Origin of the sequence: Clostridium mucosae (assembly GCF_024622765.1) — a bacterium.
GTDB lineage: Bacteria > Bacillota > Clostridia > Clostridiales > Clostridiaceae > Clostridium.
In genome coordinates this window covers 44502-64151 of the sequence record NZ_JANKAF010000016.1, presented here as the reverse complement: position 1 = coordinate 64151, position 19650 = coordinate 44502, and the positions used below count along the sequence as shown (strand labels likewise).

Annotated in this window: 18 protein-coding genes and 1 other annotated feature; of the genes, 16 read left to right on the top strand and 2 right to left on the bottom strand. The window is 27.6% G+C overall.

What is annotated here, in order from left to right; translation table 11 throughout:
* The first annotated feature begins 3 nt into the window (after window positions 1-3).
* From yhbH to NSA50_RS15365, 5 genes are all read left to right on the top strand, one after another.
* Window positions 4-1179, top strand: a complete 1176-nt coding sequence (gene yhbH / locus NSA50_RS15385) for a sporulation protein YhbH (protein ID WP_195262802.1) — start codon at window positions 4-6, stop codon at window positions 1177-1179.
* 2 nt (window positions 1180-1181) lie between these two features.
* On the top strand, window positions 1182-2552 hold the full coding sequence (locus NSA50_RS15380; protein WP_195262803.1) for a SpoVR family protein: 1371 nt from the start codon (window positions 1182-1184) through the stop codon (window positions 2550-2552).
* Between the two features lie 164 nt (window positions 2553-2716).
* Entirely contained in the window at window positions 2717-3259 is a 543-nt protein-coding gene (locus NSA50_RS15375; protein ID WP_195262804.1) for a rubrerythrin family protein, read from the top strand.
* A gap of 11 nt (window positions 3260-3270) precedes the next feature.
* Window positions 3271-4308 carry a hypothetical protein gene (locus NSA50_RS15370; protein ID WP_257446464.1) on the top strand — a complete coding sequence of 346 codons (1038 nt, stop codon included), beginning with the start codon at window positions 3271-3273 and terminating at the stop codon, window positions 4306-4308.
* 45 nt (window positions 4309-4353) lie between these two features.
* On the top strand, window positions 4354-4704 hold the full coding sequence (locus NSA50_RS15365; protein ID WP_257446462.1) for a hypothetical protein: 351 nt from the start codon (window positions 4354-4356) through the stop codon (window positions 4702-4704).
* 60 nt (window positions 4705-4764) lie between these two features.
* Here the strand turns inward: NSA50_RS15365 and pssA are convergent, their stop codons facing one another.
* Window positions 4765-5286 (bottom strand): CDP-diacylglycerol--serine O-phosphatidyltransferase, encoded by a 522-nt coding sequence (gene pssA / locus NSA50_RS15360; protein ID WP_195262807.1) that lies wholly within the window; start codon window positions 5284-5286, stop codon window positions 4765-4767.
* A 261-nt stretch (window positions 5287-5547) separates the two neighbouring features.
* On the opposite strand from pssA, the gene NSA50_RS15355 reads away from it, so the two are divergent.
* The 11 genes from NSA50_RS15355 to NSA50_RS15305 all read left to right on the top strand — a co-directional run bounded on the left by NSA50_RS15355 (window position 5548) and on the right by NSA50_RS15305 (window position 17875).
* Window positions 5548-6429: a YegS/Rv2252/BmrU family lipid kinase gene (locus NSA50_RS15355; RefSeq protein WP_195430102.1), complete on the top strand. Its 882-nt coding sequence runs from the start codon at window positions 5548-5550 to the stop codon at window positions 6427-6429.
* 377 nt (window positions 6430-6806) lie between these two features.
* The gene (locus NSA50_RS15350) at window positions 6807-7145 is read left to right on the top strand and encodes a hypothetical protein (RefSeq protein WP_243241950.1); all 339 of its coding nucleotides are present in this window, start codon (window positions 6807-6809) and stop codon (window positions 7143-7145) included.
* Window positions 7146-7509: 364 nt separating this feature from the next.
* On the top strand, window positions 7510-8766 hold the full coding sequence (locus NSA50_RS15345) for a magnesium transporter MgtE N-terminal domain-containing protein (RefSeq protein WP_195262810.1): 1257 nt from the start codon (window positions 7510-7512) through the stop codon (window positions 8764-8766).
* Window positions 8767-8839: 73 nt separating this feature from the next.
* Window positions 8840-9071: a binding site (T-box leader), on the top strand.
* 117 nt (window positions 9072-9188) lie between these two features.
* Complete coding sequence (cysK, locus tag NSA50_RS15340) at window positions 9189-10097, top strand: cysteine synthase A (protein WP_257446457.1); 909 nt, start codon at window positions 9189-9191, stop codon at window positions 10095-10097.
* 41 nt (window positions 10098-10138) lie between these two features.
* Complete coding sequence (epsC, locus tag NSA50_RS15335) at window positions 10139-10723, top strand: serine O-acetyltransferase EpsC (RefSeq protein WP_195262812.1); 585 nt, start codon at window positions 10139-10141, stop codon at window positions 10721-10723.
* Window positions 10724-10936: 213 nt separating this feature from the next.
* Complete coding sequence (queG, locus tag NSA50_RS15330) at window positions 10937-11926, top strand: tRNA epoxyqueuosine(34) reductase QueG (protein ID WP_257446501.1); 990 nt, start codon at window positions 10937-10939, stop codon at window positions 11924-11926.
* Between the two features lie 34 nt (window positions 11927-11960).
* Window positions 11961-12665 (top strand): lysophospholipid acyltransferase family protein, encoded by a 705-nt coding sequence (locus NSA50_RS15325; RefSeq protein ID WP_195430115.1) that lies wholly within the window; start codon window positions 11961-11963, stop codon window positions 12663-12665.
* Window positions 12666-12673: 8 nt separating this feature from the next.
* On the top strand, window positions 12674-13339 hold the full coding sequence (gene nth / locus NSA50_RS15320; protein ID WP_257446453.1) for an endonuclease III: 666 nt from the start codon (window positions 12674-12676) through the stop codon (window positions 13337-13339).
* Window positions 13340-13725: 386 nt separating this feature from the next.
* Entirely contained in the window at window positions 13726-14625 is a 900-nt protein-coding gene (locus tag NSA50_RS15315; RefSeq protein WP_195262816.1) for a D-alanine--D-alanine ligase, read from the top strand.
* 352 nt (window positions 14626-14977) lie between these two features.
* Window positions 14978-17077 carry a sodium-translocating pyrophosphatase gene (locus NSA50_RS15310; protein WP_257446451.1) on the top strand — a complete coding sequence of 700 codons (2100 nt, stop codon included), beginning with the start codon at window positions 14978-14980 and terminating at the stop codon, window positions 17075-17077.
* Between the two features lie 411 nt (window positions 17078-17488).
* The gene (locus NSA50_RS15305; protein WP_195262818.1) at window positions 17489-17875 is read left to right on the top strand and encodes a BlaI/MecI/CopY family transcriptional regulator; all 387 of its coding nucleotides are present in this window, start codon (window positions 17489-17491) and stop codon (window positions 17873-17875) included.
* A 443-nt stretch (window positions 17876-18318) separates the two neighbouring features.
* On the opposite strand, the gene NSA50_RS15300 is transcribed toward NSA50_RS15305, so the two are convergent.
* Window positions 18319-19362, bottom strand: a complete 1044-nt coding sequence (locus NSA50_RS15300) for an IS1 family transposase (protein WP_195262819.1) — start codon at window positions 19360-19362, stop codon at window positions 18319-18321.
* Window positions 19363-19650 lie beyond the last annotated feature (288 nt).

Sequence of the window (19650 nt, the reverse complement as noted above, 5' to 3'; positions counted from 1 at the left end):
ACAATGGCAATCTTTAGAGACAATGCAGATAATCCATTAGAGCATGATAGATCAATAGAAGATAGAAGAAGACATAGACAATTAGTTGAAAAATCTATAAAAGAAAATTTGGGGGATATTCTTTCAGAAGAAAGTATAATTGGAGAAAGTAAAAATAAAAAGTTTAAGATTCCAATTAGAGGAATAAAAGAATATCAATTTGTATTTGGAAGAAATAATAAAGGGGTTGCCACTGGAGTTGGGGAAGAAAGAAGAGGAGATAAAATATCTGATGGAAGCCCTAAATCAGGAAAAAGTGGAAATCAAGGTGCTGGTAACTCTCCAGGAGATGATATTTACGAAACAGAAATAACCATGGAAGAGCTTATGGATTATATCATTGAGGATCTAGAATTACCTCATTTGGATAGAAAGAAATACTCTGAAATAATAACAGAAAGTGCAGGCAGAAAGCGTGGTTATCAAAGATATGGAATAAATCCAAGACTCGCAAAGAAAAAGACAGTTGTAGCAAAACTACAAAGAAAACAAGGCAAAAAGAGAGCATTACAAGAAGTAGGTTTAGATAATGATATAGAAAGATTTCCTTTTAGAGAAGAAGACCTTAGATATTATAGAGTTAAGAAGAAACCTAAAAAAGAAAGTAATGCAGTAATGCTATTTATCATGGACGTATCAGGGTCTATGGATAGTAGCAAAAAATATTTGGCTAGATCATTGTTCTTTGTTTTATCTAGATTCATAAAAAGAAAATATAATAATATAGCTTTTGAATTTATATCTCATACTACTACTGCAAAGAGGGTAAATGAGTTTGAATTCTTCCATAAAGCAGAATCAGGTGGAACTTACATTTCAAGTGGACTTAATACAGCTTTAGATTTAATTAAGGAAAAGTATCCACCAGAAATGTGGAATATCTATCCTATATATGCTAGTGACGGAGATAACTGGAGCGAAGATAATGAAAGGGCAATGAAATCTGTAAAGGAATTATGCAAAATAAGCAATATGTTTGGATATGCAGAATTATTACCATCCACTTATTCAACAACAATGTATTATAGATTCAATAAAGAGATAAGTTGTAAAAATTTCGTTTCTGTAATTGTTAAGGAAAAGAAGGATTTATGGGATGCATTGAAAGTCATGTTATCTAAAGAGCTCAGGGAGGAATAATTATGGAATACGATGTTAGCACTTTAGAGAAGTGGAATGAAATTATAGAAAAAAAAGCAAGAGAAGTAGGACTTAACTTTTATCCGCAAGAATTTGAAATAATAGGCTTTAATGAAATGTTGGGGTATGAGGCATATGTTGGTATGCCTTCTAAATACCCTCACTGGAGTTATGGTAAAGCATATGATAAAAATAAAACATTGTATTCATTAAATATGACTGGATTACCATATGAAATGGTAATAAATACAAATCCTTGTCTTGCATATTTAATGAGAGAAAATACACTACTTTTACAAATATTAACTATGGCTCATGTATATGGTCATAATGATTTCTTTGCAAATAATAGAATGTTTGTAGAAGGAACTAATGCTAAAGGTGCATTAGAAATGTTTAAGCTAGATGCGGAGATAGTTAGAGGATATATAAATGATCCAAGTATAGGCTACGAAAGGGTTGAAAAAATACTGAATGCAGCACATGCAATTAGATATCAAATACCTAGAGTAGTTGGGGTAAAAGAATTAAGTGGCGATGAAATAAAAGAAAGTTTAATTGCTGATTACTATTCTAAAAAAGAAAATAGAGGTATTTTAGATGAAAATGATGAAATACCATTTCCAGATGTGTCAAAGATACCAGTAGAGCCTTGTGATGACGTTTTAGGCTTTATAATAAAATATAGTGCTTTAGAAGAATGGGAAAAGAATATATTAAGAATAGTAAAGAGAGAAACTCAATATTTTATGCCTCAAATTGAAACCAAAATAATGAATGAAGGTTGGGCAAGTTTTTGGCATTATAATATATTGAAAGAATTAGATCTAGATGATGGACTACATTTTGAATTCTTAAAAAGACACAATGATGTTGTAGCGCCTATAGTTGGAGGACTTAATCCATATTATTTAGGATTTAAGGTTTTTCAAGATATTGAAAAAAGATTTGGTAGAGAAAAAATATTCGAAGTTAGAAAAACAGAAAGAGATAGCTCTTTCTTAAGAAGATATCTAACAAGAGAATTATGTGAAGAACTAAACTTATTTCAGTATGCTAAAAAGAGTTTTGAATATGTAGTTGAAGAGGTTCCAGATGAAATAGGCTGGAAAGAAATAAGAGATTATCTTGCAGATACTTGTGGAGTTGCATCAATTCCATACATTAGAGTAACTAATTTAAATAGAAGAGACTTAACTTTAACATTAGAGCATTTCTTCGATGGAAGAGAACTTGAAATGTCATATGCTAAAGAAACTCTAAAATATGTTCAAGATCTTTGGGGGCGCAAGGTAACTTTAATAACAAAAACTAAAGAAGGTAAGCAAATAGAAATAATTTGCAATGAAGATAGAAAGATTTTTATTAATTAGCTAAAATAGTTATATTTAAAATAAAGAAAGAGCGAAGATAGAAGATATGAATTTACCACATATTTTATTTATCTTCGCCTTTATATTTGCAATTTATAACTTAAGTTCACATTTAAATAATTAAATGCATAATGTATAAGTGTATAAATTTTTAGGAGATTATAATGGAGTTTAAGGGAAGTAAAACAGAACAAAATCTTTACAAGACCTTTGCTGGAGAATCTAGAGCAAGAACTAAATATACCTTATATGCTGAAAAAGCAAGATTAGATGGATATCAATGGGTTGGGGAAATATTTGATGAAACTTCAGGAAATGAATTAGCTCATGCAAGAGAAGTATTTGGAACATTTTTGAAAAGGATAGGTTGCACTAAAGATAATCTATTAGATTGTATTTTAGGTGAATCAGATGAATATGAAAATTCATATAAAAAGTTTGAGGAAGATGCAAGAAGTGAGGGGTTTAATGAAATAGCAGATTTTTATAAAGAATTAGCTGAAACAGAAGAAAATCATGCTAAAAGATTTAAAGCACTTTATGATAAGCTTGAAGACGGAACTATGTTTAGAGGTCCAAAAGGCTCATTATGGGTATGTATGAATTGTGGATATATCCATGAAGGTGAGGAAGCACCTTTAGTTTGTCCTTTATGCAAATATCCAAGAGCTTACTTTAAACCATATTGTAAAATTACAAATGTTTAAGGAGGTAAGTTATGTTTATATCAATACCTAAGGAGTTTTTTGTACCAGTATTATTTAGTGAAGAGTTTAGATATAATTTCGAAACAGATTCAATGGAATATGATACAGAAAGAAAGACAAGTGATTTTAGTGTCCCAAATAGTAGAGCAAAGTTAGCTGATATAGAATATAGTATATCTAGAAATTCTAGAGGAGAAATCGAAGAAGTTCTAAAAAGTGAATTAAAAAATATAGAGGAAGAAATCATAGAAGAACAAATTGCAAATTATATAAAAGGATTCATGAGATATATGGAAGAACTCAGAGAAGCAGGCTGTCTTGATATGAGTGAAAGAGAGCGTTTGAAATTACTTAATTCATACGTTAGAAAGTTTAGAGAATTATATAATAACTATAAAAATGTTATTTCAAATATAAGAAGACCTTTATCAAAGTCAGATATAGATGGAATGATAGACTATTATATAGGAAAAATTGAAGATATCTACAATCAACATTTAGCATCATTAAATTGTAAAAATTTGAACTATAATTCTATTGAAAAAACAATTAATGAAGTAGTTAATGATGCAAAGGACATATTAAAAGAGCAGATAAAAAATTTGAATTGTAAATTAATAAATAAAGAAGAATTTTGCAAAAATGATAAAGAATTAAAAGAGAGCTTTGCTCATGATTCAGATATGTATAATACTATAGATAATGAATTTGTTCAAGAAATACAAAATAAAAATAGTAGATTTATAGAAGAAAATCAATTTGTAAGAGTAATAAAGAAGAATAGGTTAATAGATAATGAATCTATTGATACTAAGTTCATAGAAAATAATAATTTCATAGTAGATAATAACCTTATAAAAGAAAGTGAAAATGAAATTGGAAATAACAATTTTATAAAAGAAAGTGAAATTGAAGAAAAAAATATCAATATAGAAGAAAGAGATACAACAATCACTGAAAACAAAGCTGAAGAAGATAATAATATTGAGGCAGAAAATAATGTTGAAGAAGAAAATAAAATTATAGAAGGTAATGAAGATTTACAATAGGTACGTGAAGTTATAATCAGATGTATTATAATGCGGGGTGGTTAATTGCCATACAGAGATTTAATTAAAAATCAATATAACGAAATTAATAATTTGACTAATTTACTTAGCTCTATGGTCAACTCTTATAGGCTATTAATTGGTGGGGCAAATGAATTAAATAATATATCAGAAGCCAAGAAAAGTCATGTAAAAGATGCTGTAGAAAGAGCAGATGAGCTAGGTGATATAATAGATGAAATAATAAAAACACTAGAGGAATGTAGTAGTTCATATACAAAGTATTGTAAGATAAAGAAACAATATATAGATGAAAAAACAAATAAAGATAATATATTAACAGAAATAGATTATGAATTAGATTTTGATAATTCAGAAAGAGAAGATGAAGAGTAAAAAAGTAAAGCTATTCCAATATTAATTGAAATAGCTTTTTTGTTTTTACTATCTTTGTGACTAAAGTTTCTTTAATTTAAATGTACTTACCATAAGATAAGAACCTACCATTAAAAGTATAATTGGAATCCATGGAGTTAATCTATGGTTTAGTGTAAAAAATACAAAAACAGCCATAAAACTTCCTGCAATAGTTATAGGAATTCCAGTAAAAACTCCATCAAATGTGGAAGTATTATACCTAGCCAATCTGTAAGCTCCACATATAGGGAAAGCTAATAATACAGCAGTACCTATTATTCCAGCTGGTCCTACTTTTGCTAAATCATACATTAAGAATGTAAGTATAGATGGTGCAACTCCGAAGGAAACTAAATCAGCTAGTGAATCTAACTCTTTTCCTAGTTCACTAGAAACATTTAACCATCTTGCTACTCTTCCGTCATATCTATCTACAAGTGCTGCTATTATTATAAAGAAGCAGGCAAATAAATAATTTTTTTCAAAAGTGTATAAAATAGATATTATGCCACATGATAAATTAATAAATGTAAAAACATTTGGAATACAACTTTTTTTCATAAAATCACTCCTGGTTTTTAAAACATAAAGATTTTTATTTCTTTTATGCTTTATTATCAATGCAATATTATATCATAGATTTCTATTAAATATAAGATATTTAAAGATTAATTTAATTATTAAGATAAAATTAAGAAATCCGGCTAATATTTAATTTGATTTATATGTAAAATATAGTAATATACTATATATACTTATTGTATGGAATTATAGAGTTTTTATAATTGGAATATAATATAAAATTAACCTAGGAGGGGTAATGTGAAAAAGGTAAAATTTATTTATAACCCATACTCAGGAGAAAACCTAATATTAGATCAGCTAGATAAGGTTATAAAAATACACCAAGAAGCAGGATACACGATTGTCCCATATAGAATAGATAAAGAAGTGGATGTTATAAATGCTTTTAATGATTTTAAGGAAAATAACTACTATTACGTTTTAATCGCTGGTGGAGATGGAACAATAGACAATGTAGTCAATGCAATGACTAAGTGCGGTGTTTCAGTTCCAATAGGAATATTGCCAGTTGGAACAGCTAACGATTTTGGTAAATTTTTAGGAATGCCTTCAGATGTTTCAAAAGCATGCAGACAAATATTATCTTCTGAAGTTACAGCAGTAGATTTAGGAAGTATAAACGATAAGTATTTTGTAAATGTAGCAAGTACAGGCTTATTTACAGATGTTTCACAAAAAACAGATGTAAATTTAAAAAATACAATAGGTAAACTTGCATATTATTTGAAGGGACTAGAAGAATTACCGAACTTTAGAAAGCTTGATATAAAAATCAAATCAGATGAAATGGAATATGAGGGGAAAATGTACTTCATGTTAGTATTTAATGGTCAAACAGCAGGTAATTTTAAATTAGCTACAAGAGCAGATGCAACAGATGGACAGCTTGATGTTATAATATTTAAGGCCATACCAATAATAGAATTAATACCTCTATTTGTGAAAGTACTAAAAGGTGAGCATTTAGATTCAGATAATGTTATTTATTTTAAAACAAATAATTTATATATTGAATCTCACGAAGATATCGGAACAGATATTGATGGAGAAAAAGGGCCAGAGTTTCCACTTCATATAAAATGTATAAAAGGTGGATTAAAAATTTTAGGTGTAAAATAGCATAAAACTAGAATAAAATGAAATTTTTTTTAATAATTATAAGTAGCAGTAATATAAAAAGGTAGGAGTAACAATTGTTAGAGTTTAGCTATTTATGTCTTTTGTTATTTATAATTACATTTATTTTATATCTAGAAAAAAAGAATATAGATTTATCACCCAAAAAGATTAAATTATTTGTAAGTATCTCATTAATGCCATTAATATTAAGATGCTTAGTTTTATTATGTGGAGTAATCATAGAAAAGCAAGGAATAATATATTTTTTGAAATACTATGTCCTGCTTAATTACTTTAGTATTCCTTTAATTATACTTTCAGCTTTGTATATTTTTTTAAGAAATGAAAAGTTAAAGTTTAATAGAAATTATATTTTTATGATAATCTTAGGTTTACTATATGTTGTATTAGTATATACATATAAATTTAGTATAAGTATAACTAATAATTTTGGATTTATTATTTCTTTAGAAAATGGAATGATACCAATTTTAATATATTTAATTATATTAGCTTCTTTAGCAGTGTTTATATTAATTAATTTGGATAAGCCATTTTGTAATAAAGTTGGTATGAGACTGCTGCTAGTAAGTTTATTTTTATATATAGTAGAATATATTTTGTTATTAGGAGGGGTAAGTATATATCCTTATCCAATAATTGGTGAAGTATTAATATTATTTTGTTTACTTAAATCTATATTTACATTTAAATAAATAGTTAATTCAAACTAGAATGTAAAATTTTTAATTTTAAATTTTACATTAAAAATAGAAGGCTGATGACAAATTGTCATCAGCCTTCTATTTTTAATTATTCATTTTAAATTTTGCATTCTTAAAAAGGTTGCCTTTTTGGGGTATTTTAATATAATATAGTATTGGAGATTATATGTATAATAAAATAAAATAATATTTATTCTAAATAAATAAGGGGTGAATTTAAAATGGAGGGTGTCCCTCAGAGTAGTAACTTATCAAAATTGAATATTAAAGTTTTAGAGGAGATGGACTTCATTATAAATTAATCTTGTTATAGTTAATTCATTGTCTACTCCTCTAAAAGTGAGGAGGAAAAGATATGAAGAAACTATCAGTATTTCTATATACAAATATCTTAGGAAGAAAGATGTATGACGAGTTTGATGAAAGCCTTGGAGAACTTAAAGATATTTATGTAACTACTGAGGATGGATATCCAAGGGTAATTGGCTATAAAGTCAAAAGAGATGGATATACTTTTCACTATGAGTTTAGGAGTATTAATTTTTATCAACAAGACAATAGGATAAAAATAGTTACAAGAGGCAGTAAAGAAATACTCCCAAGAACATATTCTTACCTTTTATCAGAACATTTACTAGATAAAAAAATAGTAGATATTAATGGCAAGCAAGTAGTTAGGGTTGATGATTTAAGAATAGCTGAAATTGCAGGAGAATATAGGGTAATAGCTGTTGAAACTGGTCCTATGGCAAGATTTAGAAGAGCGAATTGTGCAAAGTTTGGTAGCTTTATTTATAAGATGCTTAGAAAAGACTATGAAGATAGGGTTTTAATGTGGGATGATGTTGAGTCACTAGAAATGGTAGATAATAATTTGAAAATAGCAGTACCATATAAAAAGCTTTCAACTCTTCATCCAGCAGATTTAGCAGATATATTAGAAAACTTAGATGCAAGCTCAAGAAAGCAAATTTTTGAATCACTAGATGAAGATTTAGCAGCAGATACATTAGAAGAAATTGAACCTGAATATAAGGGAAGTATTATAAAAGACTTAAGTGAAACAAAAGCAGCTGAACTTCTAGAAAATATGCCAAATGATGAAATTGCAGATATTCTAGATGAACTAGATGATGAGGAAAGAGAAAAGATCCTAGTAAATTTAGAAAAAGAAGATGCAGATGAAGTTAAGGAATTATTAAGCTATGAAGATGAAGCTGTTGGTAGTATAATGAGTACAGATTTTATTTCGTTTAACTTAGATATAACTGTTGGTGAAATAATTGATATATTAAGGGAAATGGAAGAACTTGAAGAAGATGAGCTTTATAGGATTTATATTACAGATGAAGAAGATAGAATACTAGGAGATATAAGTCAAATAGATTTAATATTAAATAAACCAAATGTTAAAGTTAAAGATATAATGAATGAAAATATTAATGTAATTAGGCATGATGTTAATATAGATGAAGCAATAGAAATTGCAGCTAAATATGATTTATTAGCTATACCAGTAATTGATGAAGAAGATAAATTAATAGGAGCTGTCAACACTCATGATTTAATAGATGAAATTTTATATCCAGTTTGGAAGAAAAAGATAAAATAGAAAGATTATAGTGGTTGACAATTAAAGCTTTAAGAATATAATGAAAATATAAAACTTACTAAAATACTCAGAATTAAAGACTATGAAAAAGAAGAGTAGTATAGAGGAAGGTTACAGAGAGAAAAGAAGGATGAGATCTTTTTACCTACAATTTATATGAAGTGCACTTTGGAGTTGAGGTTTGAAATAAGTAGAACTTTCCGGTATCATCCGTTATAATGATAATGCACTAATTTGCATTTATGAGTGAGATTAATTTATTAGTCTAATTAGAGTGGAACCACGGAGCTAACTTCGTCTCTATATTATTTTAGAGACGAAGTTTTTAATTTATAATAAATTATAGATTAATATATTAGAATAAACTATATAGTGAATTAAATATATAGTTTGATTATTGGTTTAAATAACAGGAGGAAAATATGATATATAATAGCGTATTAGATTTAGTGGGAAGAACACCTATACTAAAATTGAATAAACTAGTTGATGAGGATAGTGCAGAAGTTTATGTTAAATTAGAAAAATATAATCCAGGTGGAAGTGTCAAAGATAGAGCAGCTTTAGGAATGATTGAAAAGGCTGAAAAAGAGGGATTATTAAAAGAAGGTTCAGTAATTGTAGAGCCAACAAGTGGAAATACAGGCATAGCTTTAGCTATGATTGGAAGGATAAAAGGATATAAAGTTATAATTGTAATGCCAGATAGCATGAGCAAAGAAAGAAGAGATTTAATAAAAGCTTATGGAGCAGAACTTATATTAACTGATGGAGCAGAAGGAATGAATGGGGCGATAGAAAAGGCAAAAGAGCTTGCAAAGAAAGATAATTATTTTATGCCTCAACAATTTGAAAATTTAGCAAATTCAACAAAACACTATGAAACTACAGCAGAAGAAATTTGTTTAGAGATAAATGAGTTAGATGCATTTGTTGCAGGGGTGGGAACTGGTGGAACTGTTACAGGAGTAGGAAATAAACTAAAAGAGAAGATGAAAAAAATTAAAGTTATTGCAGTAGAGCCACTTAAATCACCAGTATTAAGTGGAGGAAGAGCAGGGGCCCATAACATACAAGGACTAGGCTCAGGATTTATACCAGAAATATATAATCCTAAATGTATAGATGAAGTAATAAAGGTTTCAGATGAAGACGCATTTAAGATGACAAAAGAGTTTGCAGAAAAAGAAGGAATATTACTAGGCATATCATCAGGAGCGGCTATATTTGTAGCACTTCAAGAAGCTAAAAGACTTGGAAAGGGTAAAAAAGTCTTAGTGATAGCACCTGATGGTGGAGAAAAATATATATCTATGGGGATTTACGATTAAAATTAGTAATAAGTAATTTTAACAAAGGGAGGAAAATAGCTGTGTTTAAAAATTTAAGATATGACATAAATAATATATTAGAAAAAGACCCAGCTGCAAGAAGTAAAGTAGAAGTACTTTTATTATATCCATGTATTCATGCTTTAATTGCATATAGAATTGCACATTTTTTATATAAGCATAAAAGATTTTTTTGTGCTAGACTATTATCGCAATTAGCTAGATTTTTTACTGGAATAGAAATCCATCCAGGAGCTATAATTGGAAAAGGCTTATTTATAGATCATGGGATGGGAGTAGTAATTGGGGAAACAAGTGAAATAGGAAACAATGTTACAATATATCACGGAGTAACTTTAGGTGGCACTGGAAAAGAAAAAGGTAAGAGACATCCAACTGTAGAAGATGATGTAATAATTGGAGCTGGAGCAAAGGTACTAGGTCCAATAACTTTGAAAAAGGGATCTAGAGTTGGAGCAAATACTGTAGTTTTAAAGGAAGTTCCTGAAAAAGCCACTGTTGTTGGTTGCGCAGGAAGAAATATAATTAAAAATATTAATGATATAATTGAAGTAGTAGATGAAGATGGAAATAAAAAGACAATATATAATAACATGATTATATAAAAGTTTATTATTAAATAGAGGTTAATTATTATATATTATACTATCTACAGAAGAAAATTTAATTAATAAAGTAGTTAGATATTATATAAAAAGTACAATATAAAAAAGAGAGCATGATTATATAGAATTAATATGTTTATGAATATGTTAAGTGATATGTTCAGTGATATGTTCAGTGATATGTTAAGTGATATAATTATACAGAGGTTCGTTATGATAAAAGAAGATATAATTAATTATTGTAACTCATTAGGACTAGATACTTTAGGATTTATAAGATGTAGGGAGTTTACAGAACTTAAGGATTTTTTTTATGAAAGAAGAAAACAAGGTCTTGAAAATGAGTTTGAAGAAAAAGATATTGAAAAGAGGATAAATCCTTTTAATTATATGAATGAAGGGAAAACTATTATATCAATAGCTTTCCCTTATCTTCATGATATAAATTATGTTGATAATGGCTTTTCAGTTTATACAAGAGGAAAAGATTATCATAAAGTAGTAAAGTCATATTTAAGTAAAATATGTGAATACATAGAGGTGCTTGGTGGAAAAGCAAGTTCATTTGTTGATAGCAACTTTTTACCAGAAAGATATATAGCATATTTAGCAGGGGTTGGATTTATAGGTAAGAACAATATGATTATTACTGAAAAGTATGGTTCTTATGTATTTTTAGGAGAAATAATAACTGATTTAGAAATAAATTGTGATGATGAAAGAAATTTTAATGAAATTTCTCTTTTTAAAGAATGTGGAGAATGTGTTAACTGCTACAAAAGCTGTCCTAGTAAGTCTATAAATGCTTATAAGAAAAATAGCAATATATGCGTTTCATATTTTACTCAAAAAAAGGATTTAGAAGATAAGCATATAAAATTATTAAAGGGAAGAGTTTTTGGCTGTGATAGTTGTCAAAACTGTTGTCCTTATAATGAAGATAAAGGTTTTTCAAATATAAGTGATTTTTATCCTTTTGAGTTTATGAATAAGGAAAATGCACTTGAGTTAGCTAGTATAAATACTAGAGAATTTAAAGAAACATTTCTAAATACATCTTGTGGATGGAGAGGAAAAAATGTTTTGAAAAGGAATGCTTTAATTAAAATTAGGCATAATAATGGGGATATAAGTGATATAAAAACTGATTCGCCCTATTTAAAAGATTATGTTGATAGACTTTTAAATAGTAATAAAATATAATATTACATATAACAATAGGAAGTGAGGGAGATTAATGTTATCACCAACATTAGTAAAGGTAATAAACATATTACCAGAATCAGTAGTAGTGAAGATAACAAAAGTTATTGTAAACAAATATTTTAAAAAATATGCAAATATTAAAATAGAGGGATTTGAAAATATTGAAAAGGCAAATGGTCCTAAAATATTTATATGTAATCATTTGAGTAATGCTGATGGTTTAATATTGGATAAAGTACTTAGAGAAAAGTATGATCCAACATTTGTTGCAGGAGTAAAACTTTCAAATGATCCTGTAACTAGACTAGGAACGGCTATGATTAAGAATGTGGGTATTAAACCTAACTCAGCAGATAAAGAGGCTATTACAAAGATAGTTAAGCTTGTTAGAGGCGGAGAAAATTTAGTTATTTTCCCAGAAGGAACAAGAAGTAGAACTGGATCTATGATTGAAGGAAAAAAAGGAATACTATTAATAGCAAGAATGACAAAGGCTCAAATTATACCAATTGGTATGCATGGAACTGAAATTCTTTTGCCTATAAATAAAGATGGTGATATGGGTGGAGAAAAATTTAATTATGCGGATGTAAGTATTAAAATTGGAGACCCTATAACATTACCTGTAAAAGAAAAAGATGAAGATAAGCACGAATTTGATGAAAGATCCATGATATATATAATGAAGTCTATTGCAAACTTGCTACCTGAAAAATATAGAGGGATATATAAATAGGTGATTTTATGAAGCAAAGAACAAAAGTAATATTAGAAACATTAAAGGATGATTATCCAGATGCAAAGTGTGAATTAAATCATGAATCTGCATTTCAACTTTTAGTTGCTACTATACTTTCAGCTCAAACAACTGATAAAAAAGTAAATGAAGTAACTGAAACTTTGTTTAGGGATTATCCAGATTTAGATGCTTTTTTAACTCTTACAGTGGAGGAACTAGAAGAAAGAATAAAACAAATTGGATTATATAGAAGTAAAGCAAAAAATCTAATAATGATGTGTAATCAACTTAAAGAAAAGTTTAATGGAGAAGTGCCAAATACTATGGAAGGAATAACTTCATTAGCTGGAGCAGGTAGAAAAACTGCAAATGTAGTATTATCAAATGCTTTTGGAGTGCCATCTATAGCTGTAGATACTCATGTATTTAGAGTTTCAAATAGATTAGGACTTGCTGATTCTGATAATGTATTAGAAGTAGAAAAACAACTACAAAAAGAGCTGCCTAAAAAGGAATGGAGTTTAGCGCATCATTTATTAATTTTCCATGGAAGAAGATGTTGTATTGCTAGAAATCCAAAATGTGAGATTTGTAACTTAACAAAACAATGTAAGTATTATAAAGAAGTTAAGAAAAAAGAAATTAAAAAGAAAGATTCAAAAAAGAAGTAAGTAAGAATAGTTATAAAGCTAAATTGAGTTTTAAATTAAAAAGAATCAAAAAATAAATTTATGAAAATAATTATAAAGTTTCTACATAAATATATTTAGAATAATAATCATTCAATTAATAATAAAAGTAATAATAAAAGAGATGTAAAATTTAGTTGTTTTACATCTCTTTTATACTTTAGGTGGTTATAGTAACTTTGAATTTTAATATAATTCTATTAGGAGGAGGATACTTATAGTCTACTATGATAGAATTACTATTTGTAAGCAATGGAATGGAATTTTTATTTTTAGTTTACTATTATTACTTTAATCATAGACTGTATAGTGATATAATAATTAAAGATTTAAATCAGTAAATTTTATAGTAAAATGGAGGACTTGTTATGAGAGTTGGAGTTTTAATGGGTGGAATATCTTCAGAAAGAGAAGTATCATTAAATAGTGGTAACTCTATTATGCAACATATAAACAAGGAAAAGTATGAAGTTATTCCAGTTGTTATAGATAAAAAGGAAGATGTAATAGAAAAGGTAAAAGATATAGATTTTGCATTATTAGCCTTACATGGAAAGTTTGGAGAAGATGGTACAGTTCAAGCAGTATTAGAAACTTTAGGAATACCATATTCAGGTTGTAATACATTAAGCAGTTCATTATGCATGGATAAGGATTTAACAAAAACAATCTTAAAAGCAAATGGAATAAGAACTGCAAGATGGTTAAATGTTAGATCAGTAGAAGAAATTGATTATGCTGCAATAGAAGAAATGGGATATCCAGTATTTATAAAGCCAACTAATGGAGGATCAAGTGTTGCAACATTTAAAATAACAAAAAAAGAAGATGTTGAAAATGCAGTTATAGAAGGTTTAAAGTGGGACAATGAAGTTATGATCGAAGAATTTATAAAAGGTGATGAAATAACTTGTCCTGTATTTGAAAATGAAATGTTCCCAGTACTTGCTATAAAGGCTAAAACTGATTTCTATGATTATGAGCAAAAGTATTCTGCTAATGGAGCTGAGCATTACGCAATAAACTTAGAAAAAGATATTCACACTGAAGTAGAAAAGATGGCACTTAGCACATATAAAGCTTTAAAATGTTCTGTATATTCTAGAATTGATATGATAATTACAGAAGAAGGAGTTCCATATGTACTAGAAGTTAATACTTTACCAGGAATGACAGCAACTAGTCTTTTCCCTCAAAGTGCAGGAGAAAAAGGAATAAGCTATTCTGAATTTATAGATATGATAATAGAACATTCATTGAAGAAATAAAAAATTCAATATATGTGTAAAATATAAAAATATAAATTTCTTAAGTATAAAATATATAGGTAAACTATAAAAGATAGAGACAAAATATAAAATATATGGATAGGTATGATTTGTAAAAATAATCATACCTATTTTTTTATGTATGGAAGTATAGAATTATACAATGTTGTATCAATCTTGAGAAAAGTGGTTGAGGAGGAAAATTTATATATTAGCTTTTTTATTAATATAAATGATAATAAGGATAATATTTATATCAAATTTATATTTAATTTGAGTATTTTCCAGAAGTTTGAAACGTATAATAAAGTGAAGTTAATATATCTATATTAATAAAATAGGAGGAATTATAATGAATTTCATTTTCTTAGTTTTACTTGGATCTGTCTTAGGTTTAATCTTTGCAGCTTATCAAGCATACACAATACTAAAAGAAGATGAAGGAGAAGGGAAGGTAAAAAGCATATCAATTAAAATTAGAAAGGGAGCTAATGCATATCTGACAAGGCAATATAAAGGGGTAGCTATATTCTTTATATTAATGTTTATTATCTTTTTAGTTTTGAGCCTTTTTGATTATGTATCAATATTTGTACCTTTTTCTTTTGTTATTGGAGGATTTTTATCAGGACTTAGTGGATTTATTGGAATGAAGGTTGCAACAAATGCAAATGCAAGGACAACTACTGCAGCTAAAAAAAGTTTAAATGGAGCATTGAAGATTGCTTTCAAAAGTGGGTCTGTAATTGGAATAGTAGTTGTTTCTCTAGGATTACTTTATATAGGCGTTGGTTATTTTTTCTTGGATTGGTATTATAGAGATTTAGTTGAAGCAGAACGTGTAGTTCAAATTACAACAAATATACTAACATTTGGTATTGGAGCTTCTTCTATGGCTCTATTTGCAAGAGTTGGTGGAGGAATATTTACTAAGGCAGCTGATGTTGGAGCTGATTTAGTTGGAAAAGTTGAAATAGGAATTCCTGAGGACGATCCAAGAAATCCAGCAGTAATAGCAGATAATGTAGGTGATAATGTAGGTGATGTTGCTGGTATGGGAGCAGATTTATATGAATCTTATGTAGGTTCACTAGTTTCATCATGTGCTTTAGCAGTAGCGGCAGGTTTATCCACCAAGGGGGTAGCGGTTCCTTTATTAGTTGCAACTTTAGGCGTATTAGCATCTATTTTTTCTACATTTTTTGTTAAGGCAAAAGAAGATGCAACTCAGAAGAATCTTTTAAGTGCTTTAAGAAGAGGTGTGTATATATCATCAATTATTGTAGCTGTAGGATCATTTTTTATAGTTAAAACTGTATTAGGATCTGAAAATATAGGAATTTATTTTAGTATACTATCAGGTCTTATAGCTGGAATATTAATAGGATTTTTTACAGAATACTATACTTCGGATAACTATAGCCCAACAAAAAAATTAGCTGATATGACTAAAACTGGACCAGCAACTACTATAATAGGTGGATTATCATTAGGAATGATATCAACTGCAATTCCAGTAATTATAGTTTCTATATCAGTTTTAATAAGCTTCAAATTGTCAGGTGGATCAAATGATTTTAACTTGGGGTTATATGGTATAGCCATTTCAGCAGTAGGTATGTTATCGACCTTAGGAATAACTCTAGCAACTGATGCCTATGGTCCAATTGCAGATAATGCAGGAGGAATTGCTGAAATGTCAAATCAAGCCCCTGAGGTTAGAAGAAGGACAGATGCATTAGATTCACTAGGAAATACAACAGCAGCAACAGGAAAAGGTTTTGCTATAGGCTCAGCAGCTCTTACTGCCCTTGCATTTATAGCAGCATATAAGGACTCTATTGAAAACATGGTGAAAAGTGGAGCTTATAACTTTGAATTTAATTTATCTATATTAAATCCCCAAGTTCTTATAGGATTATTTATTGGAGGAATGGTTACATTTTTATTTTCTTCAAAGACAATGGATGCGGTTGGTCGAGCCGCTTCTAAAATAGTAGTAGAAGTAAGAAGACAATTTAAAGAAATACCTGGGCTTATGGATGGAAAATCAGAACCGGATTATGCTTCTTGCGTTGATATTTGTACAAAATCAGCTCAAAAAGAACTTGTAACAATAGCTATAATAGCTATCGTTACACCTCTTGTAGTTGGATTATTATTAGGACCAAATGGTGTTGCAGGATTATTAGCAGGTTCCACAGTTACTGGTTTTGCAGTTGCAATAATGATGTCAAATTCAGGTGGAGCATGGAATAATGCAAAAAAATATATAGAATCAGGAGTTTTAGGTGGTAAAGGATCAGATTGTCATAAAGCTGCTGTGGTAGGAGATACAGTAGGTGATCCATTTAAAGACACTACAGGACCATCAATAAATATATTAATTAAGCTTATGTCTATGGTATCAATAGTATTTGGTGCTTTAGTACTAGCATTTGGAATGCTTTAGATTTATTATTATTTCTATTTCAAGTTTAAAGAAACGCTAACTAAGAAAAATTAATCTTAGTTAGCGCTTTTTTATTTTGATTAATATTTATAGAGATTTAGGTAGTATTAATTAATTTATTTAAGGATTAATAATATCTAAATAATTCTATAATTTTTTAAATCTAGAGAATTTTGAAAAGCTGGGGAATATTAAAAACTAGGGAATATTAAAAGTAATATAATATTTATAAGTTACATAATATTTATAAGTTACATAATATTTAAGGCCATATAATGTTAAAATTTATATGGTTCCAAATATGAAAATAATATTAATAAGATATTTACAGTTATATATTGACAGTTAAGGATTACATTCGTAAACTTAAATTATAAATTACGAATGTAATTAAAGATGGGGGAGAGGTTTATGGGGAAATTACCTAAAATATCTGATGCAGAATGGGAAGTTATGAAAATAATATGGGTTTTAGGAGAAGCAACATCAAGTGAGATTATTGAAAATCTTAAAGGCAAACAATCTTGGAAAAACACAACTGTAAAAAGTCTTATAAGTAGATTGTTAAACAAAGATGCTATAAGCTTTAAAAAACTTGGAAAGGAATATTTCTATTTTCCACTTGTATCAGAAGAAGAGTGTATTAAAGAGGAAAGCAATTCATTTATAAAAAAGGTATTTAATGGATCATTGAATGAAATGATACTAAGCTTTGTGAAAGCAGATAATCTAACTAAAGAAGATATAAATGAGTTAAGAAATATATTAAACGAAAAAATTATATCGGAGGAAAACTAAATAGATTATCTTAAAATATTTGATTATATTTTAGTGATATCTTTAGTTGTAAGCTTATTAGTAGTTTTAATCTTAGGATTAAGACTAATATTCAAGTATCATATAAAAAATCAATTATTTTTTTGTTTTAATTTAATAAGAAAGGCTATTGCATATATAAAGAGTTGTTCACAGTTAAATAAACTATATGAATGTGTTTTAAAAATTGTTGTTAAAACAAGTAAAGTTTTTGTTTGAGTATTTTTAAAATCTAAAAAGTGCTATTTAACAATATTAATTTGAAAATTTCTACTATATATTATTAGGGTTCTTTTTTTATTAAATCAAGAACTCTCTTTAATTAATGTCTTAATATAGAGTTTATTTGCACAAGAATTAGTATTTAAAATACATGATTTTATAAAATATTTAAAGCAGATAGTTATAGTGAGATTGGGAAAAATTTAATAATTGCCTGTTGAATTATATTGATATATTAATTTGAAGTCAGAAAAGTTTTTGGTTTTTATATAAGTTGATTTAAAGGATAAGTTTTTAAATAGTAAAATTTGATTTAGTGAATAAGTTTTATAATCATTCTTAAAATCGAGTATATGCCAATTCAAATAATTTTCCAAATACTTAGTAGCAACACCTCTAAACCTTACTAACCACTTTTTTATATTTAAAGAAAATGTATGTATAAAAATGCTGTTAGAAGGTAATTTTTTATTTATATTTTTTATTGACACAATATTTGAAGGTGTTAGATTATTTGAGGCTAATTGGTTAATAACTTTTAAAATAACTTTTGATGATAGCGGAAGGATTGTATCATTATGTTTTTTTGCATAAATATCAAAATACCTGTCATTATAAGCAGATATAACTGAAGATTTATCTAGGTTTTGAGAGAAGTTTTTATTTATGGCTTCTAAAGAGATCGATCTTCTACTAATTGCTTTAGAAATGAGTGATTTATTACTATCCATTGCACAAGCTATAAAGATATTTTCTTTATTATAGTATCTAGCTTTTCTATCTCCCTTAAAGTTTTCTTTAATAATTATTTTACTAATTTCTACATAATTTTTTAATATATTATAGTTATTTGATGTTTGAGTAATTAAGAATTTATGTCTCCAATAAAAAGAAGTAGCTAAATTGATTCCTAAAATAGCGGAGCACTTTCTAAGAGAAAATTCATTGTTCATGAGAATTAAATATTTTAACCAAAGATCCAATGGCTTCTTCGAATTACTGAACATGGAATTTGTTTTTTTAGAAAAAGTTTTACCACAATTCTTATTGAGGCATTTAAATCTTTGTAGTCCCCTGTATTTGCCATATTTTATAAAGTTATTAGAATTACAATTAGGACAAGTTCTTATTTCTTTATCTTTTAAAATATCAATAATAGATAATTCGTTAAGATACAGATCTACTTGTTTAAATTTACTATTAATTTCACAATTAGCATAACTACATAGTGATGATGATACTTTCATATTTTTCTCTCCTTTAATTATAATGAGATTAGTTGAACTGATTTATTAATAAATATACATATAATTTATTTATTTAAATTTTCTACATAAAATTCAGACTTTAATCAAAGAATATTATACTTTTTGAATTTAATTTTAAAAAACAACAATTTTTTAAAACAGATTACTATAGTAACAAGAATGATATACGTGTTATTGAATGTTTGAATATGAAGTATCAAGTAATTAATAGAAAATAGAATTTACACATGTAATTAGGTATTAATTTTCAAAATTGTTTGAAGGAAT